Raw genomic sequence first — 18,910 nt, forward strand, 5'->3', positions numbered from 1 at the left:
CCCTTCCTTAGTTAGGTATCCAGCGCGCGGCGACGTTATATTTCGCCATCAGCCACAGCACGCCCAGCGTCACCGCGTGGATGAAGGTATTCACAACCCAGTCCTGGCGCCACAGATCGAACGTGACGAACTGGCTTACCAGGAATACGACGTAGACGTGCAAAATAAAGGTGTAAAGCGAATGCTGACCAAGCGGGATGAGAAACCAGCCCGCCAGGCGATACAGCGGCTGCCAGCACCAGGTCAGCAGCAGATAGACCGTCACCATCAGGCTGATATCGTTCACGACCCTGACGGGTCCCAGGCCATTTTTTGCCGCCCAGGTATGATAAAACGCGTTAAAGTTCTCGGGTGAAAGGCTGTGCATGAGCAGCGCGGGGGGCATAAACGGGTTGGTATGATTCTGGGCGATAAAGCCAAGCACCAGCGCAATCATTACCAGCGCCACGAGCACCGCCTTACCGGCGGGGGTGCGGGCAAAAGAGATTAAATCTTCTTTGTACCAGCCGCTGCACATTCCCAGCACAAAAATGAACTGCCAGGCCAGCAGCGGAAACGCGAATTCAAACTGAGACGGCGTCACGCGCACCGGCCATATCTGCCAGCAACCGTAAACGAGCAACGATAACCCCAGCAGCCAGTAGACGTATCCTCTCTGGAGCATTCCCAAAAACAGCGGACTTAACAGCAGAAGAAAAATATAGAGCCCGAGGATTTGCGTTTGATGAGGACCAATTTGCAGGTAGAGGACAATGTTAAACCAGGTTTCTTTAATTTGCGGTGTCACCGGATACAATGCCCAGGTTGTACCTGAGTAACGATCGGTAAAATGGGTAACCTCAAAAACGTTAATAAACGGAAGATACCCTAACAGCAAAAATGAAAGAATAATGATGATATTTACGCGATATATTTTCCATGCGCGCAGATATAACCCCCAGGATATCGTCAACAATACCGCTTTTTGCAATCTTGCACGGTTTAACATTCCCAGCATAAATCCGGAAAGGATCACAAACCCTTCAGCACCGGTGACCAGACCAAACCTTTCCCAGGTGAATATATTAAATATCGACATCACTTCCGTGTGCGCCACCACCATCATTACTAACGCGATACCGCGCATAAAATCAATACGTAAATCACGTTTATCCGACAGGACGTAACGCCATGCTGTTGGTTTTTCAGTATCTTTTCTTATAAGCACAGGCGCAATCTGGCTCATGGGGCGTCGCGTTCTCCATGCTAAAAAGTTTCTTGTATTTTATTTAGATAGCGTAAAGAAAAGCATCTGGCAATTTTTGACAACGCTTCCGATATTATTAAGCGTAGTTAACGATTATTTAAGCATGCCTGAAAGATCGGTTTTTTACGCCTCTGGAATTATTTTATCCACCATCTACACTTACTTTACTTTTTGTTTTAGCGGACGTTATTTTCTGTTTTGCGCTCCCTGTCGGTAACGGGTCAGTTATTAATAGCCATCGTGGAATCAGGATATCCTTCTCTATGGATTTTTATTTTTCCCGTTTTGAACATCGCCAGCCGCCTGAACCGCTTAAGACACCGCGCTGGGTAATGCTAACATGGCAGATATTAGCGGTTGCCGCGCTGATTTTAGGCGCTAATTATCTTTACTGGCGCTGGACAGCCTCCTTAAATACCGACGCGCTGTGGTATGCCATTCCGCTGGTATTGGCGGAAACGCTGGCCTGGATCGGCACCGTGCTGTTCACCATTAACCTGTGGAAAGAGGACGATCCGCCGCAAAACCCACCCCCGGTTGAGATCAATGACTGCCTGCGCCCCGAAGACGCGGAAGCATCCAGACCCCTGAAGGTCGATCTCTTTATCGCAACCTATTCAGAAGACGTGGAGCTGGTCAGGCTTTCTATTCGGGACGCCATGAAGATGGTCTACCCGGTTCCGCTGGACTATAAAGTGCACGTGCTTGACGACGGTCGACGGCCAGAAATGAAAGCCGTCTGCGATCAGGAAGGCGCCAACTACATCTCCCGCCAGACCAATATTGGCTTCAAGGCCGGTAATTTGCGAAACGGACTTGAGCAAACTGACGGAGATTTCCTGATCATTTGCGATGCCGATACCCGGGTCTTCCCCACCCTGCTCAGCCACACGCTGGGCTACTTTCGCGATCCTGACGTCGCCTGGGTCCAGACGCCACAGTGGTTTTTCGACCTGCCGGAAGGGGAAAACCTGGCGCGCTGGCTTGGGCGAAAAGCGGGCAAACCGGGATACGGTTTGGGATGGCTTGCGCAGAAGTTCATCGGGACGGTGACCATTGGCCGTGACCCCTTTTTTAACGATCCGCGCATGTTTTATGACGTGATTTTGCGCCGGCGAAACTGGGCCAACGCCGCTTTCTGCTGCGGTGCGGCGTCTGTACACAGGCGCGAAGCGGTAATGCAGGCCGCGCTGCGCAGCTATGTCTGGACGGTGGAAGAGGAGGTTGAGCGGCACACGCGGGATATACGCGATCCCGTCATGCGTGAAACCCTCCAGGATGCCATGCGCCCTCACGTGGCTTTCGACACAGAGCTCACGCCCTATAAGTTTCACGTTTCGGAAGATATTTATACCTCCATCCTGCTCCACGGCGATGCCGCCCGCCGCTGGCGCTCGGTAATGCACCCGCGGATCGAATCGAAAATGCTCTCTCCGCAGGACATGCTGACGTGGATGATCCAACGCTTCAAATACGCCGCGGGTTCACTGGATATTTTGTTCCACGACAATATTTTCAGCCGCCGCCGTTTTAAGCTTTCTCTGCCACAGACCCTGATGTATGCCACCACCTTCTGGTCCTATCTGGCCTGCGTGTGGAACACCATTTTCCTGATATCGCCCATTGTTTACCTGTTTACCGGCATTCCGCCTGTTTCAGCCTGGTCAGAGCCCTTTTATCTTCATTTTTTACCCTTTTTCATCATGTCGGAGCTGGCTTTTATGTTCGGCACCTGGGGGATTTCAGCCTGGGACGGCAGAGCGTCATATCTCTCCTTTTTCTCAATGAACCTGCGTGCGCTCGATACGGTACTGCGCGGTGAGCAGATCAAATTCCACGTCACGCCGAAAGAGCGGCAGACGGGCAGGTTTCTCTATCTGGTGAAACCGCAAATCGCCATCGTCGTGCTCACCCTGGCCGGGCTGATTTGGGGCGGTATACAGGTCGCTCGCGGGCAGGTTGACGATCCCTCCGGCTACGTCATCAACATTTTCTGGGGCGCAGTCAACATTGCCGCCATGCTGCCGCTGATCTTCGCCGCCATGTGGACCCCGGCTGAGGAAGAGGTGAGCGAATGAGAAAACGCGACGCGCTTTTGTCAGCCCGCAGCTACCTCACGATCCTGCTCGGCTTTCTGCTGGGATTCGCCATCGTCGTCTGGGTTGAAAAACAGATGCCAACACGCGTTGAAGGCAGCGCGGGGATGTCGCTGAGTAACGATTTCCCGCCCCTGCCCGCGCCGCGTGAGCTGACATTCGAAGAGGCCATCTGGGGGCGGGTAGCCTGGCAGTATTATGTGAACAATACGCAGCCGAATGGTCTGGCCAACGCGCACGACGGCGAGCCCTGGCTCAGCCTGTGGAGCACCGGCAGCTATCTGTTTGCCGCTGTAGCCGCCAGGCAGCTCAGCATTCTTACTCCCGACGAATTTGATGAACGCATCGCGGCCGCACTGGCTGCTCTCGCCCGTCTTCCGCTCAACCCGCAGGGGCTGCCCGCCGCCTATTACCATGCCGACACGCTGGAAGCCCTGGGTAAACCGGACGCCTCGGCTATCGGCTTGGGCCGCCTGCTTAACGCCCTGCAAACGTTGCTGTGGCGCTACCCCCAGCATGCCGCCGACGTGCGCAATCTTTTAGATCGCTGGAAGTTGGGCGCCCTGATTGCCCACAACACCAGCAGCCAGGCCGCGGTCCCGCTCCACCACTGGGCGCTGGCGACGGACGAGCCGCGAAACAGCTTCGGCTATCGCCTGTATGCCAGCCATACGCTTCGGCTGATCGACAGCGCGGCGGGGCTGGCGGTGACGAACCCGCCGGAAGGGCAGCAGATGATCGACATCGACGGAATAATGGTGCCTGATGAAGGGCTACGCACCCCGTGGGGTCGGCAGCCTTCGCTTATCAGCCTTCCCTATTTATTAACGGGCCTTGAGCTGGGTTTCGACGCGCAGAGCGCCGAAATTGCCTGGCGCATAATGCAAATCCAGCAGCGACGTCACGGCCTGCGGGTCCGCAAGCCGCCGATCAGCACCGATTACGCCGAGCCCGCGCCGGATTACGTCAACGATCTGCCCGATCGCCAGCCGCTGCAAAATAGCGCTCTGCTTGACGCCACGCCGGAGCAAACGGCGATAACCTCGACCCGCACCGCCTTTGCCTGGTACGCCCTGTTCCGCAACGGCTGGAGCGAAGCGCTGCGCCAGCAGGTGCAGAAGCTACAGGTGCCGGGTAAGGGCTGGCAGCGCGGGCTTAACCTTAACAGCAGCGTGAACGAGATCGTTGACGCCGATACCAATGCGGTCGTCCTTGAGAGCCTGGCGTACATTGCTCACGGTCAGATGCTTTGTCTGGCCTGCCCTGGCCCCGCCACTCCCCCCACATCTTCAGCAGGAGCGAAGCCATGAAGCTGAAATCAATACTCTTCTTTCCTCTTCTGGCCGGGCTTGTGGCAGGCTGGCTCTCACTCTCTGCGGCCCAGGCAGCGACCGGCCTTCCCGCCTCGGATTACCCGCCGCGTAGCGGGGAACTCACGCCTCGGGAGATGACCATTGCCAAAAACGCCTGGCAATATTTCGTTGTGAACTACCAGCCCACTACCGGCCTGGTGAATGCCGTCAATAAATTTCCCTCAACCACCATGTGGGACAGCGCCTCCTATATGGCCGCGATGACGGCCGCAAGGGAGCTGGGGATTATTGATAAAGCCGAATTCGATCGCAGAATGCTGAAATTACTCGCCACCCTGAACAAACTGGATTTGTTCCGCAACGAACTGCCCAACAAAGCCTATAACACCATCACCGCCCAGAAGGTTAACTACCAGAACAAACCTGGCGAGATTGGCTTCTCGGCGCTGGACATCGGCAGGATGCTGATCTGGCTGAAGGTCATTAAGGAGCGCTATCCGGAATACAGCAACAGCATTGATAACGTGATGCTGGGATGGAATTTCACCAACGTCATCACCCCCTGCGGGATGATGTATGGCGCCTACCTGGAAAATGGCCAGCCAAAGTACGTGCAGGAAGGGCGGCTGGGCTATGAAGAGTACGGTGCTGCGGGCTTTGCGCTGTGGGGCTTTGGCACCTGTCAGTCGAGCCAGCCCCAGCCCTACGAGCTGGCTGAGATCTACTGCGTTATGGTGCCCTATGACTCGCGCGATCCGCGCCTCACCAGCCAGCATAACTACGTCGTCACCGAATCCTATGTGCTTTACGGCCTGGAATTTGGTTTCGACAAGCCGACGGACAGGGAGAACAGCCCACGCGATTACTCTCATCCGTGGATGAAAAACTTTGCCGACAGGGTTTACCAGGCTCAGGAGAACCGCTACGCCATCACCGGTATTTTATCCGCTCGCTCTGAGCATCAACTCGATAAGTCCCCCTACTTTGTCTACGACACCGTTTTTAGCGACGGCTTCAACTGGAACACCATTACCGATAAAGGCGTGTACGTTCCCAACACGGCCGCCGTCTCGCTGAAAGCGGCGCTCGGGATGTGGGTTCTCTGGAATTCGCCTTATACCGACCGCCTGCTGGACGCCATTGAAAACGCCAACGAGGCGGACAAAGGATACTACGAAGGGCTGTACGAAAACGGCGACGGCCCCATTAAAGAGTTCACCGCCAATAACAACGGGATCATGCTTGAAGCCCTGTTGTTCAAGAAAGAGGGCAAGCTGTTGCAGTTCAACAGCGATAATCCCAAAGATCGCCACTTCGCCCCTTCCCTGTGGGAGAAAAAGCTGGTGGACCTCTTTGAACCCAATAATGCCTCGCGCAACCGCCCGTTCCTGAACAGTACGCCAGCGGTGAAGACATGGTGTGAACAGACCGGAACCACCCTGCGCACCAAACCCGCTTGCCAGGCCTGTCAGTGTGCCACCTGTAATACGGACGAGCCTGTAAAACTGCCGCCGGTGACCGCACAATGCTTAAGACCTTAGCCCGCGGGCTGGCTGCCGCCGTCCTCATTCTTATTATCGCCTTCGTCCTGTTCCGCCAGGAGGGCGCAGGGTGGCGCTGGCTGACCAAAGGTGGCTGGCACACCACCGCACGCGTCAGTAGCCTGACGCCTCAGGAGCGGGAGTGGGCGCGTATCGCCTGGCGCTATTTTGACAATAACACCCAGCCTCAGACAGGGCTGGTCAACGGCAGCGATAAACAGCCGCGCGTTACGCTGTGGCAAATGGGCGATACGCTTATCGCCCTGCTGGCTGCCCGCGAGCTTGATCTTATCCAGGCGGACGAATTCGACGCCCGGCTGACGCGCCTGCTCGGAACCCTCAATCGCCTGACGCTGACCGAAACCCGCACCCCCGGCAGACTCTATTCCAGCCGAACGGCGTCGCCCATCGATTTCACAGGAAAACCGGCGCCGCGCGGCTGGTCGGCAAAAGATATGGCCCGTCTGATGCTGGCGCTGCGGCTCGCAGCCGAGCGTGCCCCTGAGTACCGTGAATATCTGGATAAAATCATCCTGCGCTGGAACTTCTGTCCGGTGATGGATAAGGACGGGGAGCTGTGGTCTGCGTCCGTGCAAAACGGGCAGCCGGTGGTGCGCGACGAGCTGCGGCTGGGTGAAAGCGAATATGCCGCCAGCGCGTTTCGGCTGTGGGGGTTTTCATCGGATAAGGCATTCTCTCCGCCTTCTCAGAACATCATTCTGTACCAGCGTAGCCTCGCCGTTGACGCGCGCGATCCCAGAACGACCTGGCAGCCGTCGCTGCTCTCCACCCTCCCCGCCATGCTGCCGGGGCTGGAGTTTGGCTGGCAACCCCCCGGCGTGACGTCCGATATTCACAAAACGCTGCGCGCGCGGGCCGAAGCCGTATGGCTTAGCCAGAAAACGCGCTGGGAGCGTGAGCGCGCGCTCACCGCACGCGCCGATTTTTACCTCTCTCAGGCCCCCTGGCACGTAGAGGACACCGTCTGGGGAAATGGCTATGTCTGGAACACCCTGGGCGACGACGGAAAAAGCTATCCCCGCCTGGCACAGGTGAGCACGAAGGCCGTCTTTGTGCTCTGGGCGCTGTGGGAGACCGATTACACTGACGCGTTGATGGCCGTTACCCGGCACCTGAATAACCCGAAACAGGGCTGGTTTGAGGGCCGCGTTGAGGCAACCGGCGATATCAACCCCACGCTCACCCTCTCGACGAACGCCATGGTGCTGGAAGCGCTGCTGTACAAACACAACGCCGGGCCGCTGTTTGAAAATGGCCTGGTGGAAAACGATGGCTATTTTGCCCGCCGTACGTCGGATCCCTTCAACCCGCCCGGCCTCTGCCTGCCGGGCGAACGCGCCGCGAGGGCCGCACCATGAAATTTTATCGCGATCTTTTTGACGCCAGCCTGAACCGCGTTCTGCCGGAGAATGATAAACGGCGCTTTTTGCAGGCTTTCTGGGAGACGTTTATCCATATGTCCCCCGAAACGGAGCAGCATTTTGCCCGGGGCCAGGGGCGGGATGGCCAGCAGACGATCTTCAAGTGCTTTTTCGCCATGCTAGCCGTTGACGGTGCGCTTTTCGTGCCGGATTTTCTGGAACGCCTGGCGCGGGAGCAGACTGATGAAGGGTTACGCCTGCCGCCGCGCTTTTTCGGACTCTGGCGGGAGGCCATGCTCAGGACGGTGCGCGCCTGCGATCCCCTTTGCGACGAAGAGATCCTTACGGCCTGGGCGATGGCGATTGCGCCCGGGCTGGAGTATCTGCGGCGCCAGGCGGAGCTGCACTATCAGGCCGGAGGCGAGTAACCATGCGATCCACATCCCGGTTCGATCTCAACGCGCTGCCTGTAGGGGTAATGATTTACGATCCCGCCGAGCGTCTGCTGGCCTGGAATGACCAGATAACGCGCTTTTACCCGGTCATCACCCCCTGGCTGAGCGCCGGCGCTTCGCTTGAAAGCCTGGCGGAGAAATTCATTGATGCAGGCTATAACATCGACCCCACCCGCCGCCGGACCCTGCGGGAAGCGATCGTTCGAAACTGCCGCCAGTCGAGCCATCGTGAGGTGCGGCAGTCGGGAAACCGGCGGCTCTACGTGCAGCATCAGCGTCTTGCGGATGGCGGCATTCTCAGCCTGCATACCGATATTACCGAACTTGACGACGCCCAGCGTTCGCGCCACCAGCTGCACGATGATTTTTTACTGACCGCAGAGTCCATTCAGATCGGCATCTGGAACTGGCAGGTCTCTCAAGACAGCCTGGAGGTAAACGATACCCTGCTGGCGATGGTGGGTCAGTCGCGTACGCACCTGCACTACCCGCTGCGCTTTTTACTTAACCTGGTCCATGAAGAGGATCGCGCCGTGCTGCGCAACGCGATGATCGCCTCCAGACAGGAGCATATGCCGGTTTTTGAATGTGAGATTCGCGTACAGCACGCGTCCCAGGGCTGGCGCTGGATGCTGATCTCGGGGCAGGTGGTCACCCTCAGCATGCAGCAGCAGGCCGAACGGGTGATCGGCACCCTACAGGACATTACCCGCCGCAAGGAGGCCGAGCTGCTGGCCATTGAAGCGGCGAAAGTCGCCCAGGAGGCCAACGAGGCGAAAAGTGCATTTCTGGCGAACATGAGCCACGAAATTCGCACCCCGATGAACGGCATTCTGGGCATGACACAGCTCTGCCTCGATACGCATCTCAACCCCGAACAGCGGGAATACCTGTCTCTGGTGATGAGTTCAGCGCAGTCACTGATGCATATCATCAATGACATTCTCGATTTCTCCCGCATTGAGTCAGGTAAGATGACCGTCGATACAGAGCCGCTGGAGATCCGTCCCTTTGTGCAGTCGCTGATCCGCCCGCACATGCCCGCCGCCAGCGAAAAGGGCATCGAACTGCTGGTGGATATCGCACCTGAAGTGCCGGACGTGCTCATCGTTGATGGTCCCCGGCTACGTCAAATTCTGACTAACCTTTTGGGCAACGCGCTGAAGTTCACCCATCAGGGTGAGGTTATGCTGGCAATAGAGCCTGCACAACGTGAAGGTCAGTGGCGTTTTCGCCTTCGCGACAGCGGCATTGGCATCCCGGTGGAGAAACAAAAAGCCATTTTCGAGGCGTTTAGCCAGGCCGATAGCTCAACCACCCGCCGCTACGGCGGTACTGGCCTCGGGCTGACCATTTCAGCCCGTCTGGTGAGCCTGATGGGCGGAGAGCTGACGGTTCAGAGCGAGCCGGGGGCAGGCAGCGAATTTGCGTTTACTCTGCCGCTGGAGAGCCAGCTGGCTGCTTCCACTCCCGGTGCTCCTGTAGCCCGCTTTAACGGCGAATCGGTCCTGGTGGTCGACGACAACAGCACCAACCTGCGACTGCTGGACACGATGCTTCGCCAGATGGGTCTGACGCCGACCTGTGTTAACAACGCAGGGGAAGCGTTAAGCCTGATCGCAAAAGGGGGATGCTGGCCGCTGATCCTGCTGGATGCGCAGATGCCGGATATGGACGGCGTATCGCTGGCCCTTGAGCTCTCCGTTATGCCGCAGGCCGGGCAAAGCCACATCATTATGCTCAGTTCCATGAGCCGTCATTTCGACGCCAACATGCTGAAGCGCATCGGGATCGCCCATTATCTGCATAAGCCGGTTGCCCAACGTGAACTCTATCAAACCATAGCCAGCGTCCTTGCGCCCGCCCCCCTTGCCTCCCCCGCGGCTGTGCCCGCTTCTGCGCCCGTTACGGCGCAGGCCAGTCTGCGTATCCTGCTGGCTGAGGACAACCTGGTGAATCAGAAAGTGGCCAGACGCCTGCTGGAGCAGCTCGGGCACCGTTGCGAAGTGGTATCCAATGGCCGGGAGGCCCTCGAACGCTGGCGTGAACAGCCGTGGGATTTGATGCTGGTTGACCTGCAAATGCCAGAAATGGACGGTGAAACGGCCATTCGCCTGCTTCGTGAAGAAACGCTCGCGAGGGGGCGTAACCATCAGCCCACCGTCGCGATGACCGCCCATGCCATGCAGGGCGACAAGGCGCGCTGTCTGGCAATGGGCTTCGACGGCTATATTGCCAAGCCGGTAAGTCAGGAGGCGCTCAGGGAGGAGATAGCCCGTGTTGTCGCCGGAGAAGAAAAGGGTCTGCCGGATGAGGCACAGCTGTTAAAACAGTGCGCGGACGATCCTGAACTGGTTAATGAGCTGCTGGCGCTGTTCGGCAACGGTCTTGACGAGGCGGTGGCAGCCATAGCGCTGAATATTGCGCATGATGACCGCGAGGCCCTGCGGCGGGCCGCTCATAAGCTTCGCGGCGAAGCCGTCACCCTCGGTTTCATTCGTCTTTCAGAAGTGCTTCAGCAAATGGAGAGTCAGGCGGTCTCGCTGAACCAGACGGGGCTGAGCGTTTTACATGGCGAGCTTATCGAGGAGGCCAGACGCTCTGCGGCCTGGCTGCGCCGTAGAGCTCAGGAGGTTAAAGATGATCAGGCTTCTTCTGCTGCTGGCAATTAGCCCTCTGCTGGCCCAGGCCAGCCAGCCCGTCACCTGGTCACTGGCCGGAATGTGGCGCGTGCATGACGCCAACCTCAGCACCTTTGATGGCGCCAGCGCACCTGACCGCGACTGGCGATCGGTTGCGGTTCCGGCCAACTGGTACAGCGCCGGATACGATAATCAGGGTGCCCTCTGGTATCGGCACGAATTTACCCTGCCCCGGCGCGCGCCCGATACCATGGCCACCCTGGTCTTTGATGGCGTGGACTATTTTGCCGACGTCACGCTCAACGGCAGGCATCTTGCCCATCACGAGGGGTATTTTCAGCGCTTCTCCGTAGACATAAGCGATGCTTTGCAGCGACACAATAAGCTCGCCGTGCGGGTGGACAGCCCCTGGGAAGATCCGAAAACAATCTGGCCGCTGCACAAAACGATGGTTAAAGGCGTACTTAATCAGCACGATACTCGCCCTGGCGGGGCGTGGGCAGAGAATGGCCAGGACGCCAACTCAGGTGGGATTTGGGCACCGGTGAAGCTACACCTGAGTCGCGGCGTAACTATCGACGAGGTGATCCTGCGTCCGGACTGGCGTGAAGGGCTGAAAAAACCAGCGCTGCACGCCGAGATCCGCTATCGGGCGTTGTCTGCCGGTGACGTCACGCTGCGCCTGTCAGCAACCCCTGATAATTTCATCGGCGAGCGCACAGAGCAGGCGTTTTCGGTTCAGATTGCGAAAACGGACGGTAAGCCGCGGTCGCTCAGCGTCACGCTGCCCGTAAAAGACGCGAAGCTCTGGTGGCCAGTGGGCTATGGCAGGCCAAATCTCTACCGGGTGCGTGCGACCCTGGCGGACGAACAGGGGGTGATGGATACCGCGGTGACCCGAACCGGCCTGCGCAAGATGGAGGAGCAGCCGGACAACAGGGGCTGGCTGATCAATGACAGGCGCCTGTTTATCAAGGGGAGCAACTACATCGGTTCCCCCTGGCTTAGCACCATGACGCGCAAGAAATATCGCCGCGACTTCAGGCTGGTGCAGGCGATGAACGCCAATGCGATACGCGTTCACGCGCATGTGGCAGGCCGGGCGCTTTACGATGTGGCTGACGAGATGGGGCTGATGATCTGGCAGGATGTCCCCCTGCAATGGGGTTACAACAACAGCGACGCCTTTGCGGACAATGCCGCGCGGCAGACCCGCGAGATGGTTGAACAATTTGGCAATTCCCCGGCCATTATCGTCTGGGGCGGTCATAACGAGCCGCCGTGGAATTCACCGTGGATGGAAAAACGCTTCCCCGACTGGAATAAAACCCTGAACCAGAACCTGACGAAACGCGTGGGAGACGCGCTTGCGCAAGACACCTCGCGCATTGTGCATCGTTTTTCCGCGGTGGAAGAACACTACTGGGCCGGCTGGTACTTCGGCACCATGCGCGATTTGCTCGGCCCCGCCAAAACCGCGATCATCACGGAGTTTGGCGCTCAGGCGCTACCGCGACTCTCAACCCTGAAGACCATCATTCCCGCCCGCCTGATGTGGCCGAAAAGCACCGCCGCCGACGATCCCGGCTGGACGCACTGGAAATATCATAACTTCCAGCCCTTCCAGACCTTTAAATTTGCCAATATTCCGCGGGGTAATACCATTCAGGAGATGATTGCCAACACCCAGCGTTACCAGGCGGAGCTGGTGGCAATGGCGGCAGAGAGCTATCGCCGGCAGCGCTATCAGCCGGTTACCGCCCTCTTCCACTTTATGTTTGTAGAAACCTGGCCCTCCATCAACTGGGGCGTCGTGGATTATCGGCGTAAGCCGAAAGCGGGCTACTACGCGCTGCAAAAAGCTTATCAGCCCATTCTGCCGTCGATTGAACCCGTGACGGCGGTGTGGCGTCAGGGGAGCGAAGCAACGGTTCGCCTGTGGGCGATCAATGACACCTGGTCTGCCTGTGAGGCGTGTCGTCTGAGGTGGCAGGTGAAGCAACATGGTCGGGTGCTGGCTAAAGGCAATACAACCCTTACGCTTCCCCCCGATTCGGGCAGCAGGATCAAGGACATCACCGTCACACCGACCACCAGGCATAACGTTACCATTGAGTATGAGATTTCGGATCGCGCCGGTAAAACCGTGGGTTCCAACCAGCGTATTGAGAGGGTGGAAAGCCCTCCTGAGCCATGAATGCTGGCTACCCGGCGCTGCTATTGATACCCGGCATGCCCGCCTGCATTTTGAGCGTGTTAACGAACCAGCGCCCGGCCGGGCCGGGCGGATGTTCTTCCTGGTGCACCGCCTGCATGGAAAAACCGGTCCCGACGTCGGGCTGCATCTGCACGTTCAGCGTAACCAGTTTTCCCGCTGCGAGATCTTCCTCGACCATTGGCAGCGGCATATAACCCCATCCTAGCCCGGCACGCAGGAAGGCGTGCTTCGCGCCCATATCCGCCAAATGCCAGGTCTTCGACGACATGACGCCAAAGCTTCGGCCCACAGTGAGAGCGGAGCGATCGGTCAGCACCAGCTGGACGTGTTCCTGTAAGAGTGAACGAAGGATCGGGCCAGACGCGGTCGCCAGAGGATGCTCAGGGGAGACAACGGCCACCGCAGGCACGCTGAGAAGGAATTCTGAGGTGCATCCCGCCGGAAGATGCGGCAGCGATCCGGTTATCGCCACCCGGCAGTGACCGTCCAGCAAAGGCTGGAGCACCGCCCCCAGCGCCTCCACATACAAACGCAGCGGCGTATCAGGAAATGCCTGATGAAACGCCTGCACCGCAGCGGTGAGCTGCGCAACGGGAAACATCACGTCGACGGACACCACCAGCTCAGGCTCAAGTCCTTCCGCTAAGGTGCGCGCCTTAGCCTTAAAGGCATCCATCCCGGCAGCGGCAAGACGTGCCGCTTCCAGCATGGCGACGCCCGCTTCCGTCAGTTTCGGATAGCGCCCGGAACGATCGAATAATGGAAACCCGACCTGCGCCTCAAGATTGGCCAGCGTCGCGCTGACAACCGACTGCGCGCGCCGCAGCCTGCGCCCGGCGGCGGAAAAACTGCCCTCATCAACGGCGGCAATGAATGTGCGCAGTTGATCAACAGACATACCGTCCAGCATGTATCGCTCCAGAAGATGGATTCCATCTAATTATATAGGCTATTCAGATAGGTTAAAGATTACTACTCTCTGTGCATGTTCACTACGCATCATTGAAGGATATTCAGCATGAAAACAACAACGGTAGGCATTATCGGCGCTGGCGCAATCGGGCAAGCCTTTGCAGGACAGCTGGTTAAAGCGGGCATAAACGCTATTCTGAGTAACAGCCGCGGGCCGGAAAGCCTGGCTGCGGTGGTCGATAGACTGGGACACGGGGCGCGCGCCGGCACCGTACAACAGGCCGCTGACGCCGATATCGTTTTTGTCTGCACAAACTGGGACAAAACCGAAGCCGCGTTAAGGGGTATTCACTGGGATGGGCGTATCCTGATTGACGCGACCAACCCGGTCATACTGCCAGGCTTTACGCTGGCTGAACTGGGCGGGAAAAACTCGAGCCAGGTTGTGACCCAGTGGGCGCCGGGTGCACGCGTCGTGAAAGCCTTTAATACCCTGCTTGCAGGGGTGCTGGCTCAGGATCCGGCGCAGGCGGGTGGTCGTCGTGTCGTCTTTCTCTCCGGAGACCATCCAGACGCGAAGGCGGACGTCAGCGCGCTGGCAGCGCAGCTCGGTTTCGCACCTATCGATTTAGGCAGCCTGGAGGTCGGCGGTACGCTTCAGCAATTCCCCGGCGGGCCTCTTCCGGCGGTAAACCTGGTGCAACTGGCATAACGAAAGGCACGATATACATGACGCAGCGTACTTCCGCAGAGACGTTTGAAGAGTACCTTCCCGGCGAACTGCTCAGGGAGCATCGGGCGCAATCCTCCCGGGATGTCTTTGTGCAAATTCTGGCGCGAAGGCACGTTCAGGAAAACGTCATTATTCCGGCGGTACCGGAGCCTTTTATCGTCTGGATCCTCTCAGGTAATGCCGTCGTTGAGGAGCGCTCTCCCGGGGAAGCGTGGTTATCAAACCGCGTTGCCGCAGGTGATTTTTTTCTCACGACGGCGGACTACCCAAGCGAAATGCGCTGGCGCGCCGAGCCAGAGACACCGTTCGTCGTCATGCATGTTTACATCGGCGTGGCGATGATGCAGGAGTGTGAATTGCGGGAGGTTTCCGGCGCGCGCGACGAAACGCTGTCCGTCCTGCTGGAGCAGATACGCCGCGAGCTGTATTTGCAAAATCCACCAAGCGGCCCGTTTATCCAGGGGATTGCACAGGCGCTGGCGGTACACCTTATTCGCACCTACGGCACCCGTGCGAAACGACACCGTGGGGGCTTGCAGGCGTTTAAACTGCACCGGGTCTTCACGGCAATGCGTGACGGGTTAGCCCAGCCGTTTGACCTGGCACGGCTGGCTAAGCTGTCCGATCTGAGCGAATACCATTTTAGCCGCGCCTTTAAACAGTCTACCGGGCTTTCGCCTTCCCACTATTTTATCCGGCTACGCATGGAGGAAGCACGGCGCATGCTGTCGGAATCCACTGATTCCGTTATCACTATTGCCCTGAACGTGGGTTACACCAGCCCCAGCCACTTTGCAGCCGTCTTCCTCAGGCATAACGGCGTGACGCCCTCGCACTATCGCAAGACGATGGTGCGTAGCAAAAGCCCGACAGTTTGAGCAAAAGCCCGCGCGAAGCCAGCGCCTGAAAAATCCATTATTGAACCGTACTTCAGACGTTCTTTCTGAAGCGTTGAAATTAACTCTCAAGAGGATCACCTATGGAACTCAAAGGTAAAGTCGCGCTCATCACCGGTGCTTCAAGCGGAATTGGCGCCGCCACGGCCAAAAAATTAGCGCAACAGGGCGTCAGGGTGGGTCTCGCCGCCCGCCGTCTGGATCGCCTTCAGGCGCTGGTATCTGACATTGAGGCTGCTGGCGGTGAAGCCATCGCGCTGGCGATGGATGTCACTGACCCGGCCTCGGTGAATGAAGGGGTGGCGGCACTGCACAAACGCTATGGGCATATTGATATCGCCTTCAATAACGCCGGGCTGATGCCGATTTCGGATATCGCCAGCCTCCGGGTTGACGAGTGGCACCGTATGGTAGACGTCAACGTAAAAGGCTTGTTTAACACCGTAGCGGCCATACTGCCGATTATGCAGTCGCAGCGGTCTGGTCACATCATCAATACCTCGTCGATCGCCGGACGCAAAACCTTCCCCGGACTTGGGGTGTACTGTGCGACGAAGCATGCCGTTGCCGCCTTCTCGGATATTTTGCGTATGGAGCTGGCGCCGCAGTTCAACATTCGCGTCACCTCGCTTCAGCCGGGTGCCGTTGAAAGTGAATTATTCGAGCATATCAGTGACGAAAATTATCGTGCACAGATGGAACAGCTGAAGGAGAAGATGACGTTCCTGAAAGCCGATGATATCGCCGACTCGATTCTTTACGTGTTGCAGGCACCGGAACATGTGGACGTGGCAGAGCTGTTTATTATGCCGACCGAACAGCCGTGGTAAGAGGGTGAAGCGGGTCAGGCTGATGCCTGACCCGCTACGTTAGTTTGCGGATGCCGTCGGTCTGATGGTGATTTCGGTGGTATCGACACTCTCAGGCGCCTCGATGATATGGCGCACGGCGCGGGCGATATCAGCCGGTTTGAGGGCAATAGCCCGGTACGCATCCATCACCGCCATGGTTTCTTCGTGCGTAATGGTCGAGGCCAGTTCGCTTTCCACTACCCCAGGGTTAACGCAGGTCACGCGGATGTTCGAACTTTCCTGACGCAAACCATCGGAAATGGCCCGGACCGCAAATTTGGTCGCACAATAAACGGCGGCCGTGGGCACAACGGACAAGGCACCGATCGAGCCAATATTAATGATCTGCCCCGAGTTCTGGGCTTCCATAATTGGCAGAACCGCGCCAATTCCCCACAGTACGCCCTTGATATTCACGTCAATGGTGCGCTCCCACTCATCCTGCTTGCCTGCGGAAAGCGGAGAGAGGGGCATAATGCCCGCGTTGTTAATCAGTACGTCAATGCGGCCCCACTTTTCCCGTGCTGCCTGAACGAAGGCAGCCATCGACTGGCGGCGGGTTACGTCTAATTCCTGCGCCTCTGCCTCCCCTCCTGCGCTGCGGATTTCTTCAGCCAGAGCGTGGATGCGATCCAGCCTGCGTGCTCCGAGGAATACTTTTGCGCCTGCCTTGCCCAGCTCTCTGGCAATACCTTCTCCAATACCGCTGGAGGCACCGGTAATTAAGATCACTTTGTTCATGTTTTACTCCTTCAGTTGAGTTCAAAGCAATCATAGAGTCTCAACATTGTTTCTTGTATCCTGCCTTTACTGGACTCACTGGTTAGCGATGTTAAACAATGAAAATTGATCTTAATTTGTTACCGCTTTTTCTGGCGGTCGCCGAGGAGCGCAGCTTTAGCGCGGCCGCCGGGCGGCTGGGCATCACCCGTTCCGCTGTCAGCCAGGGGATAAGACGTCTCGAAGATGGGTTTCAGACCCTGCTGGTGATGCGCACCACGCGCTCGGTAAGCCTTACCGAAGCGGGTGAACGGTTGCATAAATCGTTGCAGGGGCCCATCGCCAACATTGAAGCGGCCTTTGATGATGTCACGTCAGACAGCACACCGCGCGGACAGCTCAGGATCGCGGTCACCTCAATTGCGGAAGCGTTTCTTTCTGGCCCCCTGCTCGCCTCGTTTGCGGCAGCGCATCCTGCGGTATCGCTTGATGTCTTCGTATCAGATGAGGAATTCGATATCGTGGCGGCGGGCTATGACGCAGGGGTGAGGCTGGGCGAAGTTATCGAAAAAGACATGATCGCCGTTCCCCTTACGGGCCAGCAGCGTGAACGGGTGGTGGCTTCACCTTCCTATCTGGCGACGCACAGCGCACCGGCGCATCCCCGAGAGCTGGTCGCTCATCGGTGTATCGGCTGGCGCCCTTCCCCGGACGTTGCCCCCTATCGCTGGGAATTTGAAGAAGCAGGCGTCCCTTTCGATGTGGCCATTGAACCACAAATCACCACTAACGATCTGCGTCTTATGCTCAGTCTCGCACTGGCCGGCGGTGGAATTACCTTTGCCACGGAGGATACCTTCGCGCCTTACATTGAATCAGGACAGCTGGTTTCTTTACTGGATGCGTTTCTTCCGTCTTTTCCTGGCTTCTATCTCTATTTTCCCCAACGCCACAATATGGCCCCCAAGCTCAGAGCCCTGATCGAGCACATCCGCCAGTGGCGCCAGCTCCCCGCCACGCAACCTGCTCAGCGATAAACGGTTCCAACCCTGGATGCAGATTTTCCTCAATCTACCGCGTCCCTTTGATGAGCATCAACGACAGCACAGCGCTACCATGGAAAATGACAAAGGACACGATGGGCAGGACTTTACACAAGGATGGAACCGTAAAAATGCACAGACCAATGGTCGTTATCCTCTTTATTCTTTTGACATTAGCCGCCCTCGTGGAAATCGGCCTAATTTCTTTCGGCTAAACCCGGTTACTTCTGAAAGGCCACATTTGTGGCCATTTATTTATTAAACATGAGAAGAAATCACTTTATTTTTTGAGTAGCAGAAATTAAAGGACCCATAAAAATATATTTTATAAATGAGATAATTTTAAATATATCATACACCAGATAATTTACCCTAACTTAAACCGCAATTAAGCAGCAATTAAACCTAACCAAAATTATATATATATCGCACATTTTAATTATTATTATCGCCCTGCCAGCCCCGTTTTAAGGGTTGCACCTTTTACGCCAAAACCCTTTCGCCACGCGCCCTTGTAGCGAACGAAATATATTCATGCTATCAATTAATTTCCCCTGCAATAACCGCGCTGGGTTTACGAACGCTTAATTTGCATATTCAGACATTTATAGCTATATCATTTTCATAACGAAATAAATCAATACCTGCACAAATAATAAGGCTTATAAATCGCAAATATATAAATAAACAACAGTTTCCTGACTAAATAATTAGCTTTGCCCTGAGGTTGCCACTTTTAATCCTGGCGGGCATCGGTCGCGCTAAAGAAAGTGACGGTAAATTCTGTTTTTAAACAGTATTTTCGCCGGGAGCGCGCTCATCCCTTCAGAAACGATGGCCTTGTTTGACACGCCGTAACCAA

Annotated in this window: 14 protein-coding genes; 11 read left to right on the top strand and 3 right to left on the bottom strand. The window is 56.9% G+C overall.

Features of this window, described 5'->3' with window-relative positions; translation table 11 throughout:
* Window positions 1-7: 7 nt before the first annotated feature.
* Window positions 8-1,225: an OpgC domain-containing protein gene (gene opgC, locus DBR02_RS04515; RefSeq protein WP_107533559.1), complete on the bottom strand. Its 1,218-nt coding sequence runs from the start codon at window positions 1,223-1,225 to the stop codon at window positions 8-10.
* Window positions 1,226-1,509: 284 nt separating this feature from the next.
* On the opposite strand from opgC, the gene DBR02_RS04520 reads away from it, so the two are divergent.
* The 7 genes from DBR02_RS04520 to DBR02_RS04550 are packed head-to-tail and all read left to right on the top strand — an operon-like array spanning window position 1,510 to window position 12,872.
* Window positions 1,510-3,324 carry a glycosyltransferase gene (locus DBR02_RS04520; protein WP_107533560.1) on the top strand — a complete coding sequence of 605 codons (1,815 nt, stop codon included), beginning with the start codon at window positions 1,510-1,512 and terminating at the stop codon, window positions 3,322-3,324.
* Window positions 3,321-4,652 (top strand): DUF3131 domain-containing protein, encoded by a 1,332-nt coding sequence (locus DBR02_RS04525; RefSeq protein ID WP_107533561.1) that lies wholly within the window; start codon window positions 3,321-3,323, stop codon window positions 4,650-4,652. Before DBR02_RS04520 ends, DBR02_RS04525 begins: the two co-directional genes overlap by 4 nt.
* Window positions 4,649-6,196 (top strand): DUF3131 domain-containing protein, encoded by a 1,548-nt coding sequence (locus DBR02_RS04530; RefSeq protein ID WP_107533562.1) that lies wholly within the window; start codon window positions 4,649-4,651, stop codon window positions 6,194-6,196. The genes DBR02_RS04525 and DBR02_RS04530 overlap by 4 nt, the downstream gene beginning before the upstream one ends.
* Window positions 6,181-7,575, top strand: coding sequence for a DUF3131 domain-containing protein (locus DBR02_RS04535; protein ID WP_107533563.1), 1,395 nt, complete (start codon window positions 6,181-6,183; stop codon window positions 7,573-7,575). The genes DBR02_RS04530 and DBR02_RS04535 overlap by 16 nt, the downstream gene beginning before the upstream one ends.
* Window positions 7,572-8,006, top strand: a complete 435-nt coding sequence (locus DBR02_RS04540; RefSeq protein ID WP_107533564.1) for a globin — start codon at window positions 7,572-7,574, stop codon at window positions 8,004-8,006. Before DBR02_RS04535 ends, DBR02_RS04540 begins: the two co-directional genes overlap by 4 nt.
* 2 nt (window positions 8,007-8,008) lie before the next feature.
* Window positions 8,009-10,705 (top strand): response regulator, encoded by a 2,697-nt coding sequence (locus tag DBR02_RS04545; RefSeq protein WP_107533565.1) that lies wholly within the window; start codon window positions 8,009-8,011, stop codon window positions 10,703-10,705.
* The gene (locus tag DBR02_RS04550; protein WP_107533566.1) at window positions 10,674-12,872 is read left to right on the top strand and encodes a glycoside hydrolase family 2 protein; all 2,199 of its coding nucleotides are present in this window, start codon (window positions 10,674-10,676) and stop codon (window positions 12,870-12,872) included. Before DBR02_RS04545 ends, DBR02_RS04550 begins: the two co-directional genes overlap by 32 nt.
* Window positions 12,873-12,879: 7 nt before the next feature.
* Here DBR02_RS04550 and DBR02_RS04555 read toward each other — a convergent pair whose 3' ends face one another.
* Complete coding sequence (locus tag DBR02_RS04555) at window positions 12,880-13,791, bottom strand: LysR family transcriptional regulator (RefSeq protein WP_233157763.1); 912 nt, start codon at window positions 13,789-13,791, stop codon at window positions 12,880-12,882.
* 120 nt (window positions 13,792-13,911) lie between these two features.
* On the opposite strand from DBR02_RS04555, the gene DBR02_RS04560 reads away from it, so the two are divergent.
* From DBR02_RS04560 to DBR02_RS04570, 3 genes are all read left to right on the top strand, one after another.
* Window positions 13,912-14,517 (top strand): NADPH-dependent F420 reductase, encoded by a 606-nt coding sequence (locus DBR02_RS04560; protein ID WP_107533568.1) that lies wholly within the window; start codon window positions 13,912-13,914, stop codon window positions 14,515-14,517.
* 17 nt (window positions 14,518-14,534) lie between these two features.
* The gene (locus DBR02_RS04565) at window positions 14,535-15,416 is read left to right on the top strand and encodes a helix-turn-helix domain-containing protein (protein WP_107533569.1); all 882 of its coding nucleotides are present in this window, start codon (window positions 14,535-14,537) and stop codon (window positions 15,414-15,416) included.
* A gap of 101 nt (window positions 15,417-15,517) precedes the next feature.
* A complete protein-coding gene (locus DBR02_RS04570) occupies window positions 15,518-16,264 on the top strand; it encodes an SDR family oxidoreductase (RefSeq protein ID WP_107533570.1) in 747 nt (248 codons plus the stop codon).
* 39 nt (window positions 16,265-16,303) lie between these two features.
* Here the strand turns inward: DBR02_RS04570 and DBR02_RS04575 are convergent, their stop codons facing one another.
* Window positions 16,304-17,026, bottom strand: coding sequence for an SDR family oxidoreductase (locus DBR02_RS04575; RefSeq protein WP_102751118.1), 723 nt, complete (start codon window positions 17,024-17,026; stop codon window positions 16,304-16,306).
* 98 nt (window positions 17,027-17,124) lie between these two features.
* On the opposite strand from DBR02_RS04575, the gene DBR02_RS04580 reads away from it, so the two are divergent.
* Window positions 17,125-18,042 (top strand): LysR family transcriptional regulator, encoded by a 918-nt coding sequence (locus DBR02_RS04580; protein ID WP_102751119.1) that lies wholly within the window; start codon window positions 17,125-17,127, stop codon window positions 18,040-18,042.
* Window positions 18,043-18,910 lie beyond the last annotated feature (868 nt).

Origin of the sequence: Enterobacter cloacae complex sp. (assembly GCF_900322725.1) — a bacterium.
GTDB lineage: Bacteria > Pseudomonadota > Gammaproteobacteria > Enterobacterales > Enterobacteriaceae > Enterobacter > Enterobacter quasihormaechei.

Coding starts and splice junctions, on each gene's coding strand:
- DBR02_RS04535 (WP_107533563.1), top strand. CDS start 6,181: ATGCTTAAGACCTTAGCCCGCGGGCTGGCTGCCGCCGTCCTCATTCTT.
- DBR02_RS04575 (WP_102751118.1), bottom strand. CDS start 17,026: ATGAACAAAGTGATCTTAATTACCGGTGCCTCCAGCGGTATTGGAGAA.
- DBR02_RS04570 (WP_107533570.1), top strand. CDS start 15,518: ATGGAACTCAAAGGTAAAGTCGCGCTCATCACCGGTGCTTCAAGCGGA.
- DBR02_RS04560 (WP_107533568.1), top strand. CDS start 13,912: ATGAAAACAACAACGGTAGGCATTATCGGCGCTGGCGCAATCGGGCAA.
- DBR02_RS04565 (WP_107533569.1), top strand. CDS start 14,535: ATGACGCAGCGTACTTCCGCAGAGACGTTTGAAGAGTACCTTCCCGGC.
- DBR02_RS04545 (WP_107533565.1), top strand. CDS start 8,009: ATGCGATCCACATCCCGGTTCGATCTCAACGCGCTGCCTGTAGGGGTA.
- DBR02_RS04580 (WP_102751119.1), top strand. CDS start 17,125: ATGAAAATTGATCTTAATTTGTTACCGCTTTTTCTGGCGGTCGCCGAG.
- DBR02_RS04525 (WP_107533561.1), top strand. CDS start 3,321: ATGAGAAAACGCGACGCGCTTTTGTCAGCCCGCAGCTACCTCACGATC.
- DBR02_RS04520 (WP_107533560.1), top strand. CDS start 1,510: ATGGATTTTTATTTTTCCCGTTTTGAACATCGCCAGCCGCCTGAACCG.
- DBR02_RS04540 (WP_107533564.1), top strand. CDS start 7,572: ATGAAATTTTATCGCGATCTTTTTGACGCCAGCCTGAACCGCGTTCTG.
- DBR02_RS04555 (WP_233157763.1), bottom strand. CDS start 13,791: ATGTCTGTTGATCAACTGCGCACATTCATTGCCGCCGTTGATGAGGGC.
- DBR02_RS04550 (WP_107533566.1), top strand. CDS start 10,674: ATGATCAGGCTTCTTCTGCTGCTGGCAATTAGCCCTCTGCTGGCCCAG.
- opgC (WP_107533559.1), bottom strand. CDS start 1,225: ATGAGCCAGATTGCGCCTGTGCTTATAAGAAAAGATACTGAAAAACCA.
- DBR02_RS04530 (WP_107533562.1), top strand. CDS start 4,649: ATGAAGCTGAAATCAATACTCTTCTTTCCTCTTCTGGCCGGGCTTGTG.